Raw genomic sequence first — 17,158 nt, forward strand, 5'->3', positions numbered from 1 at the left:
TGTTATAAAGCCGCTTTACTAACAAGCCAACCAGCGAGTGTTTCAAAATCATCATTGGCAATACTGTACGGCGCACAGTTAAGTGCAACATTTCTATAAGCAGTTGATTCTTTAATAACCTCATCGCTGTTAATAAAAAATGGTGCCATAAGAGGGAGAGTTGATTGCCAAAGTGAAAATAAGTCAAACTCGAGTACAGAAGCTGAATTATAACGATTAACTAAAAAATAATGCTTCCAGTTAGACTCTGAGCTTTTTAGTTTTTGTAGTCGCTTGTAAATTAGACTGTGGCAAATAGCATCGCAATTTATAAGCTCAATAACTATATCATTCGGTTTTAGAGGAAAACGCTCTAAATAAATATAAGAAGGGCAATCGAACAAGAACCAAGTATTTTGAGGACAATCCAACTTTTCGCAATTGTTAATTGTGCTGATAATTTCGTTTTGGTCAGCTTTATTATCACCAAAAGGTAAAAATATGACTCCGTCACTATCTTGATGAAAGTGTACAAGTGCATCTTCAAAGTTGCCTTCGTTACTCCACCCCTTAGTTGACTTCCAAGGTAGACCAAAGTGTAAACCCAAATCACTTTTTGCATCTAGGTCTATAGCAATAACATTTGCATCAGATTTTTTTAATACGCACGCAAGGTTAGCAACAACAGAAGTGCTACCCAACCCACCTTTGATACCTTTAACAAAAACTCTTTGCAACGTTACATTACTCGCTATTATTTGAACTTATTAATGTGTTTAGTTCGCTATTTATTTCTTTTAATAAAGCATATTTATTGATTGTTTGGGTGTTTTTTTGTTTATTTACAATCTCTATGTAATCTTCGCTTTTGCCACCAAAGCGGCGCGCTAAGTTTTCTATGTCACTAGATGTTAACGTTTGTGAGTCTTTATAAGCTAAACTGCGCATCATAACCTTTATATAATATTTTAATTATTTTTATTAAAAGTGGACAATATTTGGCTATTATATATAGAATAGCGGGTAAAACTAGTAAAAAAGTATTTTTTTATAGGGCGTTTTAAGTGCATAACTTTAACATAACGGGATTAGAGCCTGCAGCAAAAGAGTTAAAATCGGCTTCAAGTTATGCTGTTTTGGCCCCTTTAGACAATTTTGTGATTGAACTGGCGTTACATTCAATTAACCCTAGCTTGGTTAATGATATATTTATAGTTTCTCAAGAAATTGAATCATTTTTTGACTCTTCCTTTTCTCAAGCGTTAAACTCAGCATATGAAAAAAATAGAGTTCATCCCTTTTCACTTTCCTCAAGCACGCAACAATATAGTGCTCAGCATATTAATAAAAATATAATAAAAGAGATCAGTGCTTATAAGCGTCTAAACAAGGCACTTGTATTTATTCATTTTAATACTGCACAAATTAATAGTGTTGATGATATTAGTTTGAAAGTAATAATGAGGGATTATTATACGTTTGCGCAAAAAACGGGCGTTACATTATTATTTTTAATATCGGGTCCTGATGTAGCTAATTATCGTTTTTTATTTAGGCGCTTAAATAAATATCTAGATGGATTGATGTTTGTTGATAACGACTCCGCAGTGCGTGTACTCGAATATGACTACTGGCGTCACAGTCGAGGAATATTAGCGAGTGAACAGTTTCAATTATCGATAGATAATCATCAATTGATAGTACAAGAAGCTTTAAATAACAAAAATAAAACACTTCAAGAGTCTGGTTTTACTGATGAGGATGAGGTGTGGCTAGTTCAAAATGTAGTGCCAGAGGGGACTAAGTTACCAGCTCATTATAAAAGCCTAAAAGATAACAATGAGCTATTTAATAAAGGCCCAAAAGTAGAAGCAGCGACATTAATTTTTGCAGTTACACGCTATACCGACTTAGCATTATTAGGCAAACAATGTTTTGAATTAAGAAAAAACTGCGGCCGTTGGTTAAAGTTAGTTATTCAAAATGTAGATGGTGTGATCCGTCATCAAGATGAATGCTTACTTTTAACGCTTGGCGTAAACCTTATTTTATATAGCTCATCAGAGCCGTCGAGGTTGTTATCGCAAGTACAATCAATCCAAGGCTTTCAGTACACTAGGCCGCTGCCTCCTTCAGTAGAGCATGTGCTAAAATACACTGAAAACACGTTTTCTAAGGGTTATTTACCTTTTAACGAATTTACTAAGCAAGTAGAAATACACAGTGACTCCGCTGTTAACCTTGGTGTGAGTGGGGTATTAGTTAAATTAGAGCTTTTACCAAGAATAGATCCAATTCATCCCCTGCATTTATTTCATATTAAGCGTGAAGGAGATGTATTTAGTATTGCAGAAAATACTGTGTATTTGTATTTACATGCATGTAGAGAAAATGATGTAAATAATGCAATTAAGCATTTATTTAAATTAACAACGAGTGATTTTTTTGCACAGCAAAATGTAATCTCTGATCATTTTTATATTCAACAAGAGTGTAAGCAGCTCAGGCGCTTTTACACTGGCAAAAACCTTGTAGATTATTCTAAGCAATTGGCAGAAAATGATAGTTACAAGTTTGCGCCGGACATGGCTAAAAGCGTTATAGATGACTTAGAAACACCCGAGTTTATTGATAAGGGCAGAGCAGACGCCAAACCTTTTACAATGAAATTAAAAGGTAGTGTATGAGTATTAATCAACTTTTTTTGACAGCCTTTTTGGCGATGATTTTAGGTGTTGTGTTGTGCTTGTTTGGTACGCACTTACTCACACGTATAAAACAATATTATTATAAGCTTACTTTTAAACATGAAGTACTTGAACCTTATACACCAAATAAAATAAAAAAGGATAAGCAGTGAAATTGTCAGGCTTAGGGGTGTGGAACCTTTATTTTTTAGTTAAATTTGCCCTTTATTATTATGGCGCAATAGATTTTAACGTACTTACAAATGCAGCTTTAGCTGCAATGCTAGCTATTGAGTTTAAAAAGCCATTAATCGAAAAAGCCAAACATCTATTAGGTGGTGTGTTATCCGTGGTACTGCTTTATCAAGACTCATGGCTGCCACCAATTAACCGATTAACTAAGCAAGCGGGAAATGTTAAAGATTTTAGTTTTGGTTACTTTATAGAGTTAATAACCCGCGTTATTAATGTTGATATGATATTAGCTTTATTCGTTATTTGTATATGTTTTTGGTATACATCTCAGTGGATACGTTTTACTACAGTAACGGTTGTAGGACTTTTAGTGATGGGCTGGCAAAGTGGCGATTCTCAATCACACCTTGTGAGTAATACACCAAACTCTGCCGCAGTGGCACAAACTCAAAGTTCTACGCAAGCACAAGTAATTACTGAAGCTATACAATCTCCAGATCAAAAACTGGCTGACTTTTATCAACAACAAAGTTTATTAACGAGTAACTTTCCAAGCCAGGTGAGTGGTGAGTTGTTTGATGTAATTATATTGAATGTTTGCTCAATGGCAGTTGCGGATTTAAAAGCTATTGGCGTAGATATAACAGACATGTATAAAGATTTTGATGTGGTATTTTCTGATTTTAACTCAGCGACCTCATACAGTGGTCCTGCTGCAATTAGATTACTACGCGCAAGTTGCGGACAAACAAGCCAAACAGCATTATTTAAAGACGCACCAGAGCAATGTTACTTGTTTAAAAACTTAGAAAAACTAGGGTATCAAAACAATGTTGTAATGAACCATGACGGTCATTTTGATGAATTTAAAGGCTTGATTAATAAGTACGGCGGCTTAAATAGTACACCGTTTAATATAGACTCTATGCCAGTTGCTCAATATGGTTTTGATGACAGTCCAATTTATTCTGATGGTGCAGTACTAAATGGTTGGTTAGACACTCAAGCAAAAGACTGTAAACCTTGTGCTATGTATTACAACACAACAAGTTTACATGATGGCAATCAACTAGCTAATCGAGCTCGTATGAACAGCCAACAGAGTTACCCTATAAGACATAAAAACTTGTTTAGTGATATCAATACGTTTGTAAAAAATCTTGAGAGCCGTGGTCGTAATGTAATGCTAATGATAGTGCCAGAGCACGGCGCAGCACTAAAGGGTGATAAAGTGCAATTTGCCGGTTTGCGTGAAATACCGAGCCCTTCTATTGTCTCGGTGCCTGTTGCTATTAAGTTTATAGGCCCTGACGTACAAAACTACTCACAAATTGTTGTCGATGATTCAACCAGTTATTTTGCATTATCACAGCTTGTTAGTAAGGCACTACAAAGCGATGTTTTTGGCGGGAAAAACAGTGTTGCTAACTTACTTGAAAACCTACCTAAAGCCCCTAAAGTTGCTGAAAATGCCGATACAATTATGATGTATGTAAATCAGCGTCCATACATACAATTAGATGGCGGTGACTGGACAGCGTACCCTCAAGGTAATTAATATCGTGCTCACTTAAACACTACTTTTAAAAGGCAGTATTGTTTGAGTGAGCGGATTTTAGTAATACCTCTTTGTCCAAAAATGTTTACATTAAGCTACCTTCTCACAGCGACTTAGCGTATTATTCGACTAATATAGTTTTTCCTTCTTTGAGGATGTATGCGTCTAGATATTCACTGTGCTGATCGAATGGGTATTGCCCAAGAAATCCTTAATATATTAGTTAACTACAGCGTTGATTTAAAAGGGATTGAAGTCGATTCTGTTAATTGCCGTATGTACGTGAGCTTTCCTGAAATTGAATTTGAACAATTTCAAAAAATCATGCCTTCGATACGTTTAATAGATGGCGTTCATGATGTGCGTACGACTGCATTTTTGCCCTCAGAACGTGAGCACAACGAACTAAATACATTACTGCGTGCATTACCCGATGGTGTTATATCAATTGATGCTAAAGGTTGGGTACGTTTATGTAACGACGCCGCATGTAAAGACTTACAACTTATCGAAAAAGAAGTTATCGGGGCAAATATTAATAACTTGCTCAAAGGGTTTAACTTTACGCGCTGGTTAGAAGGCAAAGAGGTGCTTGGTCAAACCACACGCGTTGAAGTTGCTGGTGAAGACTTTATTGCCGACATTTTACCTATCGCAGTGCCGCAAGGTGGCGAAGGTGATGTACTTGCTGGTGCAGTTATTAATATTAAATCGCAAAGCCGACTAGGTCAGCAAGTAAGTGCCTTTAGGCGCTACGGACAAGAAAGCTTTGCAACTATTCACAATTTTAGTACCGCGATGCGTCGAGTTGTGCGTGAAGCACGTAAAATGGCGCAATTAGAAGCTCCCATTTTAATTACTGGCGAAACAGGTACGGGTAAAGAGTTACTCGCTCGAGCTTGCCACTATGCATCTAATCGTTCTGTTAAGCCTTTTATTGCGCTTTCTTGTGCGTCACTTCCTGATGATGTTGCTGAGTCTGAATTATTTGGCTACGCCGGATATGAAGAAAACACAGCGCCTAAACGTGGCGTATTAGAACAAGCTGATGGTGGTACTGTGTTTTTAGATGAAGTTGGCGAAATGTCGACTCAATTACAAACTAAGTTACTGCGCTTTTTGCAAGACGGCACGTTTAGAAAAGTTGGCGATGAAAACGAAGTTAAAGTAAATGTACGCATTATTGCAGCGACTCAAAAAGACTTACCAGCAATGGTTCAAGAGGGCGTCTTTAGGGAAGACTTATATTATCGCATCAATGTGTTAACCCTTGAAATAGCGCCACTCAGAGACCGAAAAGCTGATGTTGGGCCGCTGGCTGAGCACTTTATTCAAAAGTACGCACAGCAAAATGGTCATGCAATTCCATTGCTTTCACAAGAGTGTTTAAGCTTTTTACAGCAATATCCTTGGCCTGGGAATGTACGCCAGCTTGAAAATGCAATTTACCGCGCAGTATCATTGTTGGATGACAGTGAGCTACGTGTAGAGCATTTACAATTGCCTACTTTTACTCATGACCTAGGGTATTTAGAATCAGACTTTGAAGGCTCCTTAGATCAAGCAGTAAAACGCTTTGAAGCTACTTTACTTCGTAAGCTTTATCCTGCTTATCCAAGTTCACGACAGTTGGCCAAGCGTTTAGGCTTAAGCCATACCGCAGTGGCAAATAAATTGCGTGATTACGGTATTAACCGTAAAACCGTAAAGGTGTAAAGGTGTAATAATAAGTTTCATGGGCACTAGTTTTTAGTGCCCATATTTTTAGTAACCCCATCTATAGCTATTGTTTCTATACCGCCTTCATTAAAGTTCATCACTATACTTGCGTTGTTACGGGTAAAAAAGTAACTACGACCATTGAGTTCAATAACATAGTCACCTTTTACCGGATCGCTAAACTGCTGCTTTTTTAATACAACGTTATGATCGCCAATGTGCCATTCAAACTCTTTAATAAAGCCGTTGTTAAACTCCTGTACCCATACTTGGCTATCATCTTTAGCAAGTGTGATTGCAACAGAGTAAGAGCTAGGAATTTGCTCCATATTGTAACTTTTTGAGCCTATACTGAATTTTTCAGCTTGTTGCTGCCATTTAAACCCAAATTCAAATTCTTTAACCACGCCAGTTGGGTAAGTTACAGTTCCTTTGCCCGGTAACGAAAAATCGGCAAGCGCACTATAGCTAGGTGTTAACAACACAATCCCAGCAATAACATTAATATTTAATTTCATGATTTTACTTTTTATTATAATAATGATTTAAGATTAAATTAGAAAATTCGTGTTAGCAAGTGGCTGTGCTACACTCGTGTAAAATTAACTGGTAAGACCTTTGTTGTGAACCTATATATTCGACTTTTATTATTATTTTTTAAAATTAAACGCAATCAGCATTATCAAGATTTACTCGATACAGTAGATATTGATTACAAAGCGTTGCCTACTGATTGCGATATTAATATGCATCTAACAAATTCTCGCTATCTTGCGATGATGGATTTATCTCGTACGTGGATGATCGAAAGAATTGGCTTATTAAAACAAGTAATGAAACGTCGTTGGTTTCCTATATTAAATGCCACAGCTATTACTTATATTCGTGATATTAAGCCTATGCAGCGCTATACAATAAGCACTAAATTAGTGGGCTGGGATCATAAATATTTTTACATAGAACAAAAGTTTCATTCAGAGCGTGGCTTACATGCTGTTGCATATGTACGAGGTGTGTTTAAAAATAAAAAAGGTATTGTAAGTATTGAAGAAATGCTTGAAGTAGCTGGTTTTGAAGGCCAAACTCCTATTTTACCAAGCGAAGTTATGCACTGGAAAGAAATGCTAGAGCAGAAAAAAATAACTAACTTACCTAAGTAGCTCTAACTCATATAGGCGCTTAGCGCCTATTTATGCTTTTACGTTTAACTTACCTTGAAAGTCTTGCCATCCAGGTGGAAATTGCCCTCTTAACACATACGAAAAAGCAATTAACTCGGCAATCACATAATAGAGCTCTTTGGGGATTTCTTCACCAAGTTTTAAGTGTGAGAGTGTTTTAGCGAGCGCCTCATCTTGGTGGATCATAATCCCTTTTTGCTTAGCCGCTGCTATTATTTCATCTGCTAATTCACCAAAACCTTTTACACTGACTGTAGGTGAGTTGCCTGCTTCGTATAAAAGGCCGATGGCTGATTTATCGTTAGATGCATTGCTCATAATTAAACCTTAATGTTAATAATGGCGTGAGATTTATAAAAATCGCTGTGTTTAGCATCGCCTCTTTTTAAATTTAGCTCACCAACTTGTAAGCCGTGCTTAGCCAGTTTTGAACGTAGGTTATCTAAATGCGGGTGAGCAATAGCACTTACCTCTTGGCTTGAGGCGAGTAGCTGGCAATCAAGTGCTTTATCCATTAACTCTGCCGTTATTTGTAGTTGCCCAAGTTGCGCGTAATCAAAATTTAGCCTTACAAACCATACATTTTTATCTTCTAATTTATCTGCACTTGGTTTTTTATATTGCCCTAGGGTTATTTCGGTTTGCCCAGCTTCTGGTGGCAGTTTCATAGGAAACAAAAACTGCGCTAGCGGGTTTGTATCAATTTGTTGATTAGGAGTAAGCGCACTAACTTGAGTAAGCGTGTTTTTTACTTGTACTATTTCGCTTGCCAATGCTTGTACTTGAGCTTGTTGTAATTGCTCAAGTATTTTGGGGCCAGTATTACCTGTTTTAAATGTAGGGATGAGTACTTGCATTAGGGCATCTAAACCAGTTTGATTATTAAAGGTCAAAGGCGTGATTGATTGGCTAATAATAGGGGCAGCTAAAATACTAACAGCCACTTGCTCAAGTCCTTTACTAAAGCTACTTTGCAATGATTCGCTTGAAAGGAATGTTGGCTGTATGGTTGCTAATATCTCACGTTGAACAGTCGCAGGATTTATATTGCTACTCGATACCATTCTATTAAATGCCTGATTAACTAGGCGAGTTAGATCAGGAGTGTTCTGTGTGGCTTTATGTGCTATTTCTGCAATTTGGCTACTTAGCAAAGGTTTATCAGTCACTATATTTGGCGATGTTACTGGTAAGCTTAATAATTTACTGAAAAGCTTAGCTTCAATAGGCTGTAACATTTGGCTTCGTGAAGGCATTTCTCCGGGTAAAAATTGTTTAACGCTCGCTTGAGTTGACTGTGACATTGATGGTTTTTGGTTATCAGCCACAGCAACGGTTAGCTGACTTTGCAAGCCTTGTAATGTTTTAGGCTGCAGTTCAGGGATTTTTGTAATTAATGGTGCGGCCTTTTGCTCAACAGCAATTTTTTCATCAACGGGTTTAGTTATTGCGGGTGTGTGAACTGTGTTGTGTTGTAGCGTATTTAAAGGTGTTTGACTTGGTTGAACAGTGTGTGAAGAGGATTGCCAAACATTTACCCTTGCTTTAACTAATTGTGTTAACTGCATTAAAGCAGGTAGTTGATTAAAGTGTTTTTGTAGTGGTGGTGCTTCCAGGTTTTTAACTTTATTTAGTGTGTTATCTACATGGTCAGTAATATTTATTTGCGTAATTAAAGGTTTACCTAGTTGCTTTAAATCTTGAGTTGATGTGGTTTGGTTTTGCTCAGTGGTATTAGCACTCAATGAGAGTTTTGAACTGTCAGTAAAAGGTCTGCTTTCAAAATATTTAACAGCGTCGTTAATGCGGGTTTTAAAATCACTAAAGCTTGTTTGTAGCCACGACTTTATAGGGCTGTTCGTGCCAACTAAAGGGCTTAGCGTATTGTTTAAAGCCTCAGATGGTAAAGCGCTTGGTTGAGCACTCACAATGTTGTTAAACGCCTTAGTAAATGAGTTATTAAGGGTTACTTGCATTGTATTTATTTGTGTTTTTATTAAAACTTTGTCGGCTTGATTGGACAAGCCTACTTTTAAAGGGGTGTTCGGCAATTCGCTCACTTGTTTGTTATTTAAAGGTATTGTGAATGAGCCCTGTTTTTGTGGATGCGTTAAAATAGCAAGTTTGGGTGTTGTTTTTAGCTCAGCACTTGGTAATAAAGCCGTTAGTAGTTTAGCTAATTTTGTTTGCGCTAAGGGCTGTGAATGCACGGTATCTGCAAAACGATTTACAACATTAAGTTGAGCGCCTTTATTATTTGTGCTCACGATTACTTTTAAAGGTTGCTCCGATGAAAGTATTTGCGCCACGTCTTTATTTATAGCAATACTGGCATTGAGTTTTTCAATAACTAGCTTAGGTGAAGGCGAAAGCACTATTTGTGCTGGCATAGGTTTGCTTTCTACCTCGGTGCCTGTATTTATGTAATTAAGTAAACGCTGTAATTGCGCAGGCTGGTTTAATGACACTGTTGTATTATTTGGCGTTATAGTGAGTTGTTTACCATCGAGGCTTAATTGAATATTTGCACTTGCTATTTTTTGGGTACTTGGTGCTTCACTTGAGGTGCCCAATCTAATTGTTTGCCAATGTTTATCTACAAATACATCAAGCGTGATTGAGCTTTTACTAAATTGAATGTTTTTGGCCGCAATAACCTCATCTGGTAATTGTGTTAATTCATTAGTGTGCTTGTTGGTCGTTTGATTGTTAACCAATGAATTAGATAATGTTATTTGCGTTGGTGTATTCATTATTTTAAATCAAGTTTTCGTTAATCGATTATAAAGCAATATTCGTATTACCCTATCATTATGGTAGACTAACGCCTAATTTTTGGCATAGAGAATCGTCATCTTGTTACACATTAAGTCCGTCACCTGCATCAAGCAAGATCGTTGTTTGTTTGCGGATCTTAATTTTAGCCTTAATAGCGGTCAAATCATGCAATTAGCGGGTCCTAATGGGGCTGGTAAAACATCGTTATTGCGTATTGTCGCGGGTTTTTCTGTGCCTGACGAAGGCGCTGTTTTATTCAATCAGCAGCCAATTAATAAGTACTATGAAGAGTATGCACAAGAGCTGCTATTCATCGGTCATAAAACTGGGGTTAATACGCAGCTCACCGCAATTGAAAATGTACAATATTGGTTGCAAATTAATGGCTATCAAGACACTCCCGATTTATACCCTATTTTAGCAAAGCTTGGCTTGGTTGGCCTTGAAGACGTGCCGGTAAGAATGCTCTCTGCAGGGCAGCAAAGGCGCGTGGCGCTGGTGCGGTTATGGCTAAGTGATTGCAAACTTTGGGTATTAGATGAGCCATTTACCGCCCTTGATAAAAGCGGCGTAGCTTACTTGCAGCAACGCTTTGGTGAGCATTTAAAAACCGGTGGCGCTATTTTATTAACGACCCATCAAGACTTAACCACTCACTTTGATAACTTGCAAACGGTTACGTTGGAGTATCGTCACTAATGATTCGTCAACACTCTTACTGGCAGCTATTTAGCGCGGTGTTTAGTAAAGATGTAAAGCTTGCATTTCGCCAGCGTGCTGAAATAGTTAATCCTATTTTATTCTTTTTGATTGTTATTTCGTTATTTCCGTTAGCAATTGGGCCTGAGCCCGGTCTACTTGCGAGAATGGCGCCCGGTATTATCTGGGTTGCAGCGCTACTTTCTACCATGCTAGGGCTCGATAAGTTATTTAGAGATGACTATAACGATGGCTCATTAGAGCAGTTAATTGCCTCTTCTTACCCGCTATCTTTATCAGTTTTAGGCAAAGTGGCTGCGCATTGGGTTGTAACAGGGCTACCTCTTGTATTAATGACTCCGCTTTTTGCCTTATTACTAAATTTAGAAAGCCAATCATTACTGGCAACCGTATTAACATTATTATTAGGTACGCCATTATTAAGCTTTATAGGCGCAATAGGTGCGGGCCTGACTGTAGGATTACAAAAGGGCGGCATTTTAATGAGTTTACTGGTATTGCCTTTGTATATTCCTGTTTTAATTTTTGCAACGTCTGCTATCGACACCAGCTCTATGTCGCTGGATTATAGTGGGCAGCTTGCCATTCTTGGTGCCATGTTAGTTATTGCTATTATAAGTGCGCCAATTGCCATATCGTCAGCTTTAAAAGTGAGTGTAAGTTAATGTGGAAGTGGTTACATCCCTATGCTAAAGCGGAGCGTGCATATCAGCTATGCAATACGTTACTGCCTTATTTTGCCGTCGTTACGGTTATTACTATGATTGTTGGTTGGGTTTGGGGGTTAGGTTTTGCGCCTGCTGATTACCAACAAAAAGATAGTTACCGTATTATTTTTATTCATGTGCCTTCAGCTATTTTATCCATGGGCGCGTATTCCTCAATGGCGATAGCCGCAATTGTTGCACTTGTTTGGCAGTTACGTAATGCAGAACTTGCAGTAATTGCTATTGCGCCAGTCGGGGCGTGTATAACTGCCATTGCACTTATAACCGGTGCCGCATGGGGTAAACCTATGTGGGGAGCATGGTGGGTATGGGATGCACGTTTAACTTCAGAGCTTATTTTATTGTTTTTATATTTGGGAGTGCTTTCGCTTTACCATGCTTTTGAAGATAAAAAATCAGCTGGCCGTGCGGCTTCAATTTTAGCAATTGTAGGGGTTATTAATTTACCTATTATTCATTACTCAGTTGAGTGGTGGAACACCCTACACCAAGGTGCAACTATTACAAAACTCGACACAAAAGCAATTGACCCTAGTATGTTTTGGCCACTAATGGTGAATATTTTAGCGTTTGCAGCATTTGTAGGTACTGTGACTTTAATTCGTCTTAAAAATGAAATTTTACAACGTGAAAAGCATCGCCCTTGGGTGCGAGCGTTGTTAAATAAGGGGTAGTTATGCAGTTTGACTCTTTTTCAGATTTTATTGCTATGGGAGGCTATGGATTTTATGTATGGCTTTCTTTTGGTACATGCGCACTTATTTTACTCGGTATTTTATTAAACTCTCTTAGAGATACTAAACGTATTATGGCCTCTGTAGAGCAACAAATAATACGCGAAGAAAGAATTAAAAAAGCTAAGCAGGAACAAACATCATGAACCCACGACGTAAAAAACGCCTATTAGTGATTATTGCCGTACTGTTTGGTATAGGTACTTCTATTGGTCTTGTGTTGTATGCACTACAAGAAAACATAAACTTGTTTTACACACCAAGTGAATTAATTGACGGTAAAGGCCCAAACAAAGAAAAGCCACATATAGGTCAAAAGTTAAGAATTGGCGGTATGGTCGTGCCTGGCACTGTTGAGCGAAACGAGCAAAGCTTACAAGTAAGCTTTAAGCTCATTGATACAGGCCCATTAGTAACGGTTCGCTATCAGGGGATTTTGCCAGACTTATTTCGCGAAGGGCAAGGGATTGTAGCGCAAGGTGTTTTAGTTGAACCAAATGTAATTGAGGCCTTTGAGGTGCTCGCAAAGCATGATGAAGAATACATGCCAGCAGAAGTTGCTGAAGCAGTAAAAGGCATCAAGCACGAAAAACCAAAATACAACCTAGATAGCGGTAGTTAATATGATCCCAGAACTTGGTTATTTTTCTTTAACGCTTGCCATGGTGCTTAGCGTTTTACTGTGTATTTTTCCGCTTTGGGGCGCGCATACCGGTAATCTTCGTTTAATGCGTGCAGCCCCTTCATTAGCTGTTGGGCAATTTGCTTTTGTACTACTTTCGTTTGCAGCGCTTATTTATGCCAGTTTAACGGATGATTTTACCGTATCGTATGTGGCGTATCATTCTAGTAGTACATTACCTTGGTATTATAAAGTTACCTCTACCTGGGGTGGCCATGAAGGCGCCATTTTATTGTGGCTAGTTATGCAAGCAGGGTGGACCGCAGCGGTAGCTGTGCGATCTAAATCGCTGCCGTGGGTACTACGTGCGCGTGTATTGGGCGTGCTTGGGTTTTTAGGTGTAGGTTTTATGATGTACACCTTATTACTTTCAAGCCCTTTTGAGCGTTTATTACCTTATTTTCCTGTTGAAGGGCGCGACTTAAACCCGCTACTTCAAGACCCTGGAATGATTATTCATCCTCCACTACTGTACATGGGTTATGTTGGGCTATCGGTTGCTTTTTCTTTTGCTATTGCCGCACTTTTAACAGGTAAGCTTGATAACACATGGGCTAAATGGTCACGCCCATGGACAATGACCGCTTGGGGTTTCTTAGGCCTAGGTCTTACTATTGGCAGTTGGTGGGCTTATTCGGAGCTTGGCTGGGGCGGCTGGTGGTTTTGGGATCCGGTAGAAAATGCAGCGCTGATGCCTTGGCTTGTAGCCACCGCATTATTGCACTCGTTAAGCGTAACCGAAAAACGCGGTATATTTAAATCGTGGACGGTGTTATTAGCAATAGCTGGTTTTTCATTAAGCTTGTTAGGCACCTTTATTGTGCGCTCGGGCATTATTGTATCGGTGCATGCTTTTGCTACAGATCCTGATAGGGGCTTATTTATACTCGCTTTTTTAGGTGTTGTTGTAGGTGGCGGCTTAGCCTTGTATGCACTGCGTGTATCGCAGGTATACAGCGAAGGTCGGTACAAGTTTGTATCGCGCGAAGTGGCGTTGTGGCTTAATAATATATTTTTAGTGGTTGCTACATTAATTGTTATGTTAGGTACGCTATTACCTATGGTCCATAAAGAAATGGGCTTAGGTAGCATTTCTATTGGTGAACCGTTTTTTAATAAAATGTTTGCAATTTTATTAGTGCCTTTCGCTATTTTAATGGGAATAGGGCCATTTTTACGCTGGAAGCAAAATAAATGGGCTTTTTTGCAAAACAAAATTTTAATGGGTGTATTAGCGAGTGTAGTAATAACTTGCGCTTGGTTATTCTCAAGTTACGAGCTCGTAAAGCCACTTACATTATTAGCGACAACACTTGCAGTTTGGGTTGCTTTATCAACAGGGATTGATATTTACACCAAAGCAGCTGTGCATGGCACCTTAATTGAAGGTTTAAAACGCTTTACTGTAAGTTATTGGGCTATGGTGCTTGGGCACATTGGTATTGCATTTATTATTGCTGGTGTATCACTTACGTCTGCTTATTCAGTTGAACGTGATGTATCAATGAAACCAGGTGACATAGCTCAGCTTAACGAATATGAATATCGCTTTGATGGCGTTAAGACTATTAGAGGGCCAAATTACAGTGGTCATGCAGGCGTTGTATCAGTTCTTAAAAATAATGAGCTAGTAACACGTTTACACGCTGAAAAACGCAAATATGACATCGGAATGCAATTTATGACCGAGGCTGCAATAGATGCTGGTTTTAAACGTGATTTATATTTAGCGTTAGGTGAGCAGCTTAGTGGCGATGCATGGTCACTTAGAATTTACCATAAACCATTTGTTCGCTGGATTTGGATTGGTGGTGTACTAATGTCATTCGCAGGGTTTATGATTTTATTTGATAAACGCTATCGTACATCAGCTAAAACAGCGCGTAAGGCTGAATCGGAGAGTGCTTTATGAATCGTAAACTTTTAGCTATTGCACCGCTTTTAGTGTTTGCTTTTGTATGTGTATTTTTATACCAAGGGTTATTTGCAAACCCGCGAGAGATTCAAACTGGGCGACTAGGCCAAGATATGCCAGCGTTTAACCTGCCTGATTTAATGCAAGACGACAAACGCTGGACTAACGAGTCGTTAAAAGGCGAGGTGTATTTACTTAATGTGTGGGGCACATGGTGCCCAACATGTTTGGTAGAGCTTGGCTATTTAACTAAGTTACGTGAGCAAGGCGTTAAAATTATTGGCCTTTATTATGTACAAGGTTACGACGCTGACTTTGATGGCCCATTTGATATGCAGGCTTTGCGCACAGATGTAACAGATATGCTTGGTCGCGCGGGTGATCCGTACCAATTTAATATTTTAGACTTGCACCGAACACTTTCGCTTGATTTAGGCGTGTCGGGTGCGCCAGAAACATTTTTAGTTGATAAAAATGGCAAGATACTACTGCATCATACGGGCGATATAAATCCTCGGGTATGGCGCGCTAAATTTGCACCCGTTATGCAGGAGCTAAATTAATGAGATTTTTTCTATTAAGCCTTAGTTTTTTTATAAGCATGGCCGCAAACGCTGAACTTGATCGTTATCAGTTTGATAATAATGAGCAAGCAGTGCGTTTTGAAGAGTTAACTAAAGAGCTTCGCTGCCCTAAATGCCAAAATCAGAATATTGCTGATTCGGATGCTGTTGTTGCTAAAGATTTACGCGATAAAGTTTTGGTACTTGTAAAAGAGGGCAAAACAAAAGACGAAGTAATTGACTACATGATTGATAGGTACGGCTACTTTGTTCACTACGATCCTCCTGTTACACCGGCTACGCTCGTGCTTTGGGTGTTACCAGTACTCATAGTGATTATTGGTTTTGGCTTTATTGTAATTCGTCAGCGTAAAGCGTCTGTAAAGCAAACGTGGAGCAGTAGCGATGAAGCATTGCTTGCAAAGCTAATCGCTGATAACAAACGTCAGGAGCAAAGTTAATGATTTTAATGTGGGCGTGTTTTGCTTTACTCACACTAATTGCTATCGCATTCGTGGCGTTACCTTTTTTACAAAAAGAGCGAGTGCAAACTATTACGCACAACGCTAATGCTGAGCTTATCAGTATATATGAGCAGCGTTTAGTTGAATTACAAACCGATTTAGATAACCAACGTATAGATTTAAAAAATCATAATGAATCGGTTATTGAGTTAAAACGCCGTTTGCTTAACGAGCTATCACCTGAAAAATCGTTAAACAGCAAAGGTAATAACCGTATATTTGCATTAACGGGTGCTGCTTTTGTTATTGCTTTGACCGGTGTGTTTTATACATTTACCGGAAGTGAGCAACAAATTTCTGCATGGCATGATGCAATGGACAATCTTGCTGATTACGGTGAACGTGCTGTTATGCAAAAAGGAGAGCCACTTAGTCAAAATGAGCTACAAGCATTTGCTTTAGCACTTAGAACAAAGCTTAGCCAAACAGGCGATGATGAAGTTGCTTGGATGTTATTAGGCCGCGTTGCTATGTCACTTAATGAGTTTGATATGGCGCAGCAGTCGTTTGATAAAGCACTGCAAATGAACCCTGATAACATGCAAGTGTTAATAAGCTTCAGCCAAGTTTTATTGCTTGAGGGCAGCGAAGCTAACATGACCCGTGCAGCGGGTATGCTTTCGAAGGTATTAAAAGTTGAGCCTACTAATTTAGATGCAATATCGTTATTAGCGTTAATAGCTTATGAGCGAAAAGATTGGCCTCAAGCTAAAGCTGCGTTCGAAGTGCTTCTTGCCAGTATGCAAAAAAATGATACACGTTATGAAATGATAGCAGGACGTATCGCTGATATTGAAGAGCAAATGCAAGCAGAAGGCTCTGTTTTACCCGTTACAACACAAAGTGTTATTAATGTAACAGTAAAACTGACAGATGAGCTTAAACAACAACAACCAGAAAGTGGTATTTTATTTGTGTTTGCAAAAGCAGCGCAGGGCTCACCCATGCCGCTGGCTGTTGTAAAGCTTAAAGAGTATAGCTTTCCAATGAGCGTGCAATTAACAGATGCGAATGCAATGGTTGCTGGGTTAAACTTATCAAGTGCACAAGATATCGTTATATCTGCGCGAATATCTAAAGATGAATCGGTTATGCCAAGTTCGGGTGAGCTAGAAGGGCATTCAGATAAACTAACACGTAAAAATGTAAGTGACTACACACTTACAATTGATACATTAATACCTTAAGGACATTA

19 protein-coding genes are annotated in these 17,158 nt (G+C 38.7%); 14 read left to right on the top strand and 5 right to left on the bottom strand.

Going from position 1 to position 17,158, the window contains the following annotated elements; all coding sequences use genetic code 11:
- Positions 1-2: 2 nt before the first annotated feature.
- Complete coding sequence (bcsQ, locus tag ATS74_RS02495; RefSeq protein WP_058547355.1) at positions 3-716, bottom strand: cellulose biosynthesis protein BcsQ; 714 nt, start codon at positions 714-716, stop codon at positions 3-5.
- Between the two features lie 7 nt (positions 717-723).
- Entirely contained in the window at positions 724-927 is a 204-nt protein-coding gene (bcsR, locus tag ATS74_RS02500) for a BcsR/BcsP family cellulose biosynthesis protein (protein WP_058547356.1), read from the bottom strand.
- Between the two features lie 116 nt (positions 928-1,043).
- Here bcsR and bcsE point away from each other — a divergent pair, with 116 nt between their 5' ends.
- From bcsE to tyrR, 4 genes are all read left to right on the top strand, one after another.
- The gene (bcsE, locus tag ATS74_RS02505; protein WP_058547357.1) at positions 1,044-2,666 is read left to right on the top strand and encodes a cellulose biosynthesis protein BcsE; all 1,623 of its coding nucleotides are present in this window, start codon (positions 1,044-1,046) and stop codon (positions 2,664-2,666) included.
- Entirely contained in the window at positions 2,663-2,839 is a 177-nt protein-coding gene (locus ATS74_RS19985; protein ID WP_171038406.1) for a hypothetical protein, read from the top strand. Before bcsE ends, ATS74_RS19985 begins: the two co-directional genes overlap by 4 nt.
- Positions 2,836-4,419, top strand: coding sequence for a cellulose biosynthesis protein BcsG (gene bcsG / locus ATS74_RS02510; RefSeq protein ID WP_058547358.1), 1,584 nt, complete (start codon positions 2,836-2,838; stop codon positions 4,417-4,419). The genes ATS74_RS19985 and bcsG overlap by 4 nt, the downstream gene beginning before the upstream one ends.
- A 159-nt stretch (positions 4,420-4,578) precedes the next feature.
- A complete protein-coding gene (gene tyrR, locus ATS74_RS02515) occupies positions 4,579-6,135 on the top strand; it encodes a transcriptional regulator TyrR (protein ID WP_058547359.1) in 1,557 nt (518 codons plus the stop codon).
- Between the two features lie 26 nt (positions 6,136-6,161).
- On the opposite strand, the gene ATS74_RS02520 is transcribed toward tyrR, so the two are convergent.
- Positions 6,162-6,656, bottom strand: a complete 495-nt coding sequence (locus ATS74_RS02520; protein ID WP_058547360.1) for a hypothetical protein — start codon at positions 6,654-6,656, stop codon at positions 6,162-6,164.
- A 105-nt stretch (positions 6,657-6,761) separates the two neighbouring features.
- Here ATS74_RS02520 and ATS74_RS02525 point away from each other — a divergent pair, with 105 nt between their 5' ends.
- Positions 6,762-7,298: a thioesterase family protein gene (locus tag ATS74_RS02525; protein WP_058547361.1), complete on the top strand. Its 537-nt coding sequence runs from the start codon at positions 6,762-6,764 to the stop codon at positions 7,296-7,298.
- A gap of 30 nt (positions 7,299-7,328) precedes the next feature.
- Here the strand turns inward: ATS74_RS02525 and ATS74_RS02530 are convergent, their stop codons facing one another.
- Together ATS74_RS02530 and fliK are read right to left on the bottom strand one after the other, a co-directional pair.
- The gene (locus tag ATS74_RS02530; protein ID WP_058547362.1) at positions 7,329-7,637 is read right to left on the bottom strand and encodes an EscU/YscU/HrcU family type III secretion system export apparatus switch protein; all 309 of its coding nucleotides are present in this window, start codon (positions 7,635-7,637) and stop codon (positions 7,329-7,331) included.
- Between the two features lie 2 nt (positions 7,638-7,639).
- Positions 7,640-10,072 (bottom strand): flagellar hook-length control protein FliK, encoded by a 2,433-nt coding sequence (gene fliK, locus ATS74_RS02535; protein ID WP_058547363.1) that lies wholly within the window; start codon positions 10,070-10,072, stop codon positions 7,640-7,642.
- A gap of 103 nt (positions 10,073-10,175) precedes the next feature.
- Between fliK and ccmA the strand changes: the two genes are divergently transcribed.
- The 9 genes from ccmA to ccmI are packed head-to-tail and all read left to right on the top strand — an operon-like array spanning position 10,176 to position 17,150.
- A complete protein-coding gene (gene ccmA, locus ATS74_RS02540; RefSeq protein WP_104642251.1) occupies positions 10,176-10,796 on the top strand; it encodes a cytochrome c biogenesis heme-transporting ATPase CcmA in 621 nt (206 codons plus the stop codon).
- A complete protein-coding gene (ccmB, locus tag ATS74_RS02545) occupies positions 10,796-11,482 on the top strand; it encodes a heme exporter protein CcmB (protein WP_058547365.1) in 687 nt (228 codons plus the stop codon). Before ccmA ends, ccmB begins: the two co-directional genes overlap by 1 nt.
- Positions 11,482-12,219 carry a heme ABC transporter permease gene (locus ATS74_RS02550; RefSeq protein WP_058547366.1) on the top strand — a complete coding sequence of 246 codons (738 nt, stop codon included), beginning with the start codon at positions 11,482-11,484 and terminating at the stop codon, positions 12,217-12,219. The genes ccmB and ATS74_RS02550 overlap by 1 nt, the downstream gene beginning before the upstream one ends.
- 2 nt (positions 12,220-12,221) lie before the next feature.
- On the top strand, positions 12,222-12,425 hold the full coding sequence (ccmD, locus tag ATS74_RS02555; protein WP_058547367.1) for a heme exporter protein CcmD: 204 nt from the start codon (positions 12,222-12,224) through the stop codon (positions 12,423-12,425).
- Positions 12,422-12,901, top strand: a complete 480-nt coding sequence (gene ccmE / locus ATS74_RS02560) for a cytochrome c maturation protein CcmE (protein ID WP_058547368.1) — start codon at positions 12,422-12,424, stop codon at positions 12,899-12,901. Before ccmD ends, ccmE begins: the two co-directional genes overlap by 4 nt.
- A 1-nt stretch (position 12,902) precedes the next feature.
- Positions 12,903-14,873: a heme lyase CcmF/NrfE family subunit gene (locus ATS74_RS02565; RefSeq protein WP_058547369.1), complete on the top strand. Its 1,971-nt coding sequence runs from the start codon at positions 12,903-12,905 to the stop codon at positions 14,871-14,873.
- The gene (locus ATS74_RS02570) at positions 14,870-15,439 is read left to right on the top strand and encodes a redoxin family protein (RefSeq protein ID WP_058547370.1); all 570 of its coding nucleotides are present in this window, start codon (positions 14,870-14,872) and stop codon (positions 15,437-15,439) included. The genes ATS74_RS02565 and ATS74_RS02570 overlap by 4 nt, the downstream gene beginning before the upstream one ends.
- Positions 15,439-15,900, top strand: coding sequence for a cytochrome c-type biogenesis protein (locus ATS74_RS02575; RefSeq protein WP_058547371.1), 462 nt, complete (start codon positions 15,439-15,441; stop codon positions 15,898-15,900). The genes ATS74_RS02570 and ATS74_RS02575 overlap by 1 nt, the downstream gene beginning before the upstream one ends.
- Positions 15,900-17,150 (top strand): c-type cytochrome biogenesis protein CcmI, encoded by a 1,251-nt coding sequence (gene ccmI / locus ATS74_RS02580; protein WP_058547372.1) that lies wholly within the window; start codon positions 15,900-15,902, stop codon positions 17,148-17,150. The genes ATS74_RS02575 and ccmI overlap by 1 nt, the downstream gene beginning before the upstream one ends.
- The last annotated feature ends 8 nt before the right edge of the window (positions 17,151-17,158 follow it).

Source organism: Pseudoalteromonas sp. H103, assembly GCF_001469205.1.
GTDB lineage: Bacteria > Pseudomonadota > Gammaproteobacteria > Enterobacterales > Alteromonadaceae > Pseudoalteromonas > Pseudoalteromonas carrageenovora.

Coding starts and splice junctions, on each gene's coding strand:
- ccmI (WP_058547372.1), top strand. CDS start 15,900: ATGATTTTAATGTGGGCGTGTTTTGCTTTACTCACACTAATTGCTATC.
- ccmB (WP_058547365.1), top strand. CDS start 10,796: ATGATTCGTCAACACTCTTACTGGCAGCTATTTAGCGCGGTGTTTAGT.
- tyrR (WP_058547359.1), top strand. CDS start 4,579: ATGCGTCTAGATATTCACTGTGCTGATCGAATGGGTATTGCCCAAGAA.
- ATS74_RS02570 (WP_058547370.1), top strand. CDS start 14,870: ATGAATCGTAAACTTTTAGCTATTGCACCGCTTTTAGTGTTTGCTTTT.
- ATS74_RS19985 (WP_171038406.1), top strand. CDS start 2,663: ATGAGTATTAATCAACTTTTTTTGACAGCCTTTTTGGCGATGATTTTA.
- ATS74_RS02565 (WP_058547369.1), top strand. CDS start 12,903: ATGATCCCAGAACTTGGTTATTTTTCTTTAACGCTTGCCATGGTGCTT.
- ATS74_RS02520 (WP_058547360.1), bottom strand. CDS start 6,656: ATGAAATTAAATATTAATGTTATTGCTGGGATTGTGTTGTTAACACCT.
- ccmE (WP_058547368.1), top strand. CDS start 12,422: ATGAACCCACGACGTAAAAAACGCCTATTAGTGATTATTGCCGTACTG.
- ATS74_RS02575 (WP_058547371.1), top strand. CDS start 15,439: ATGAGATTTTTTCTATTAAGCCTTAGTTTTTTTATAAGCATGGCCGCA.
- fliK (WP_058547363.1), bottom strand. CDS start 10,072: ATGAATACACCAACGCAAATAACATTATCTAATTCATTGGTTAACAAT.
- bcsR (WP_058547356.1), bottom strand. CDS start 927: ATGCGCAGTTTAGCTTATAAAGACTCACAAACGTTAACATCTAGTGAC.
- ATS74_RS02550 (WP_058547366.1), top strand. CDS start 11,482: ATGTGGAAGTGGTTACATCCCTATGCTAAAGCGGAGCGTGCATATCAG.
- ATS74_RS02530 (WP_058547362.1), bottom strand. CDS start 7,637: ATGAGCAATGCATCTAACGATAAATCAGCCATCGGCCTTTTATACGAA.
- ccmD (WP_058547367.1), top strand. CDS start 12,222: ATGCAGTTTGACTCTTTTTCAGATTTTATTGCTATGGGAGGCTATGGA.